Genomic DNA, 4,047 nt, shown 5'->3' with positions numbered 1-4,047 from the left:
AGTCTAGGCGTAATCCAGTCTATGAAAATACAGACGGCATTATGTGAATCTTGTTCAAAACCAATCAAGCAAAACAAAGGAAGAAAAGTTAAACGTTTCTGCTCTGACGCGTGTAGAAACACGTGGTGGAACAAGCATACACAGTTGGTAAAAAGACAGGCAAACTATGAGTGTGCTTGTCTTAACTGCAAAAATTCTTTTATCTCTTACGGTAACAAGGCAAGAAAATACTGCTGCCACGCCTGCTATATAGAACATCGTTTTGAAGGTGGACGTCATGCAAATAAGTAATGATGCTCACGGGCTAACGGATGTTAAAGCGAGGGCTTGGACAAAAGAGAGTATGCAGGCGGATTTTCGTTTTGAAATAGCCGAAAAACTTACCGTTTCACTCTTTAAAAAAGGGCTTATCAGCGAGCAAGAAAAAGAAAAAATAAGCCGTCTTAACAGGGAAAAATTTCACCCGTTTTACAAGGAATTATTGGGTTAAAAGCTTGATAAACACTGCTTTTAGAGTGATGAATAGTATTAGCTGAAAGTGAGGGAAATAGTGAAAGAAATAATAAAAATAGACTCTACAATGCGAAAAACTGGTTTTGAGAAAAAGACGCGGGTTGCAGCGTATGCGAGAGTTTCTAGTGATAGTGATGAGCAGCTTCTCAGTCTAGAAGTGCAAAAGGAGCATTACGAAAACTATATTAAGTCTAATCCCTGCTGGGAGTATGCTGGGCTTTACTTTGACGAGGGTATTAGTGGCACGAAAATCGATAAGCGTGAAAGTCTTAAACAACTGCTTAAAGACTGTGAGAGCGGTCAGATAGACAGGATTGTTACAAAGTCTATTAGTAGGCTTGCAAGAAACACGGTTGACTGTCTTGAAATAGTTAGAAAACTTACCGGTCTTGGTATTTATTTGTATTTTGAGAAAGAAAACATTGATACCGAGCATATGAGTTCGGAGCTTATGCTTTCTATCCTGAGTTCTATTGCGCAAAGCGAGTCAAGATCCATCTCGGAAAACAGCATGTGGTCAATTCAAAAAAGGTTCGAAAACGGAACCTTCGTCATTTCCTGCCCTGCGTATGGGTATAAAAACGAGAATAAGAAAATGATTATAGTTCCAGAGCAAGCCAAGGTAGTAAAAGAAATTTTCAACATGGCTCTTTCCGGCATGGGTGGAGAATCAATAGCACGAGTATTGACCGATAAAAAGATTCCAACTAAAAAGGGCGGAAGTTGGACTTCAAGTACCGTGAATGCTATTTTGAACAATAAAACATACACAGGGGATGTGATTTTTCAAAAGACATTTACAGACGATAATTTTAACCGTCATAAAAACTGTGGCGAGAAAAAACAGTATGTTATTGAAAACCATCACGAGGCTATCATCAGTCATGAAACTTTTAATCTTGTAAAAGAGATTATCGCGTGGAGAAGAAGTGAAAATAACATAGTATGTGGTAGTGGTAAGTACAATAAGCTTTATGCGTTTTCAGGTAAAATTCGTTGTGGTGTGTGTGGAAGCAAGTGTAAAAGACGAATAATTTATCAACATAATAAGGCGTATGGCATATGGGTTTGTATAACGCATCTTGAAGATATTCATGCTTGTTCACAAAAGTCTGTTATGGAAAGTTATCTTAAAATTTCCTTCCTGCAAATGTTAAACAAGTTAAAAGCAGGATACGTTCAAATGTTGACTCCTCTCGTAGAAAGTTTGAGAGGTGTGAATAATAAAGACGGTTTGAACAAGGTTATCGAACTCGAAGAAAAAATAGCTAAATTGCAAGAACAAGAGCAAGTACTCAGTAAGCTTTTAGCCGGTGGCTACATTGAGATGGATTCCTACTATCTGGAAAGCAATCAGCTTAGAACGGAAATAGATACTTGTCTTAAGGAAAAACTTAAGCTTTCCAACAGTTTAAACGGTAACTTAACGCACTTAAACGAGGCACAAAAACTTCAACGGTTCGTAAGCGTCACAGAAGTATTTAGTGAGTTTAAGGATGAGGATTTTCTGGATTTTGTAGACGGCATAGTGGTAAAAAGCAGAACAAGATTTCTTTTTATTTTGAAATGCGGATTGGAATTAGAAGAAGAGGTGAAAGAAACATGGCACGCATCCCATATGGTTACAGAATAGTAGACGGTAAAGCGGTTATAGATGAAGTAAAAGCTCAAGAAGTAAGAGAGTTTTTTCGTTTCTATCTTGAATTTAAAAATATTTCTCAAGCTGCTAAAAAATCAGGTATAAAAAGGGATTGGCCAGTCACGGGCAAAATTCTTAGCAAGAAATTGTATTTAGGAACAGAGTTTTATCCTCAGATTATCGATGAGGATATGTTTAGACAAGTACAACAAATAAGGCATGAGAATGCTATCAGGAATCATCGTTATAAAGAGCCTAAGCCAATAAAGGAAATTCGGCTTATTACAAGCTACCAGTTAGAAAAGGTAGAAAAGAAATACGATGATCCTTATCGGCAAGCAGCATACGCTTACAGTCAAATCAAGGAGGTGTAAAATGAGTGCCAACGTTATAATTATTCCACCAAGAAAAATAGCGGGGAATACGGTAGATAAGCATGAAGATAAGCCGAAGTTAAGAGTAGTAGCGTATTGTCGTGTCAGTACTGACAGTGAAGAACAGGCAACAAGTTATGACACGCAAGTTCAGCATTATACGGATTATATTTCAAGAAATCCTCTCTGGGAGTTTGCTGGCATTTACGCTGATGACGGTATTTCAGGAACTAGCACGAAAAAACGTGTCGGTTTCAATGACATGATCCACGATTGCATGAGTGGCAAAGTAGACATGGTTATCACTAAGTCGATTAGCCGTTTTGCGAGAAACACTATAGACTGTTTAAAGTTTGTTAGACAGTTGAAAGACAAAAACATTCCGATCATTTTTGAAAAAGAAAACATCAACACCATGGAAGCAAGCGGAGAACTATTGCTTACTATCATGGCTTCTTTAGCTCAACAGGAATCAGCGTCGCTTTCTCAGAATGTGAAGCTTGGACTTAAGTTTCGCTACCAGGAAGGCAAAGTGCAAATCAACCATAACTGGTTTTTAGGATACACAAAAGACGATGAAGGGAATCTTGTAATTCTTGAACAGGAAGCAAAAGTCGTAAGAAGAATTTATAGAGAATATTTAGAAGGAGCAAGCCTTAGAGACATAGCGGAGGGCCTTGAAAAAGACGGCATTAAAAACGGTGCCGGGCATTTAAAATGGAATTTATCTAATATTAAAGGCATCTTGCAAAACGAAAAATATATTGGTGATGCTCTTTTACAAAAAACCATCACGACAGATTTTATTAACCATGTTCGTATAAAAAATGATGGAACAGAACCACAGTATTATGTAAAAGATAGCCACACGCCTATTATTCCAAGAGATATTTTCTTTAAAGTTCAAGAAGAAATGTTAAGACGAGCCAACATGTTTAGCGGTGAGGAGAATAAAAAAAGGAGAGTTTATTCCAGTAAGTACGCTCTATCCAGCCTGTGTGTTTGTTCTAAATGCGGGGATGTTTACAGAAGAATTGCTTGGAACAACCGAGGAGTGCATTCTGTTGTCTGGCGTTGTTGCACCAGAGTGGAAAACGGTCCTAGTGCTTGCGATGCTCCGACAGTACAAGAGAACGAACTGCAATCTGCCATAGTGAAAGCCATAAACAAGGTGTTTAGTATATCGGATGAAGTATTGGATACGTTGAATAACAGTATTAGAGAAATTATCGCGGGCAATAACTTAAACGAGATTGAAACGGTTGATAAAAAAATTGCAGACAAACAGGCGATACTGCTAACCTTGCTTAAAGCTAAAAAAGACTACACGAAAATAGCTGATGAGATTGATGAGCTTAAAGGTAAGAAACAGCAGCTTCTTATAGAAAAAGCAGGTCAAGAAGATGCTAAAAGACGAATCAGAGAAATGGAAGATTTTCTGAAAAGTGAGCGTCACGATATTAGTGAATATGACGAGAAGCTGGTAAGAAAGTACATCAAGAAAATAAAAGTTTACGAGGA

4 protein-coding genes are annotated in these 4,047 nt (G+C 37.8%); all 4 read left to right on the top strand.

From position 1 onward, the window contains the following. The first annotated feature begins 277 nt into the window (after window positions 1-277). The gene (locus P0108_RS07040) at window positions 278-490 is read left to right on the top strand and encodes an SHOCT domain-containing protein (RefSeq protein ID WP_101889401.1); all 213 of its coding nucleotides are present in this window, start codon (window positions 278-280) and stop codon (window positions 488-490) included. Between the two features lie 60 nt (window positions 491-550). Further along, window positions 551-2,146 (top strand): recombinase family protein, encoded by a 1,596-nt coding sequence (locus P0108_RS07035; protein WP_473730927.1) that lies wholly within the window; start codon window positions 551-553, stop codon window positions 2,144-2,146. Then, complete coding sequence (locus P0108_RS07030; RefSeq protein WP_004111243.1) at window positions 2,116-2,526, top strand: serine integrase family protein; 411 nt, start codon at window positions 2,116-2,118, stop codon at window positions 2,524-2,526. Before P0108_RS07035 ends, P0108_RS07030 begins: the two co-directional genes overlap by 31 nt. 1 nt (window position 2,527) lies before the next feature. Then, on the top strand, window positions 2,528-4,047 hold a 1,520-nt coding region (locus P0108_RS07025), incomplete at its 3' end, for a recombinase family protein (RefSeq protein WP_473730926.1).

It is taken from the genome of Gardnerella sp. c10Ua_244 (assembly GCF_055818055.1).
Note: the sequence above shows the minus strand (reverse complement) of the source record. Positions and strands in the feature narration are given on the sequence as shown.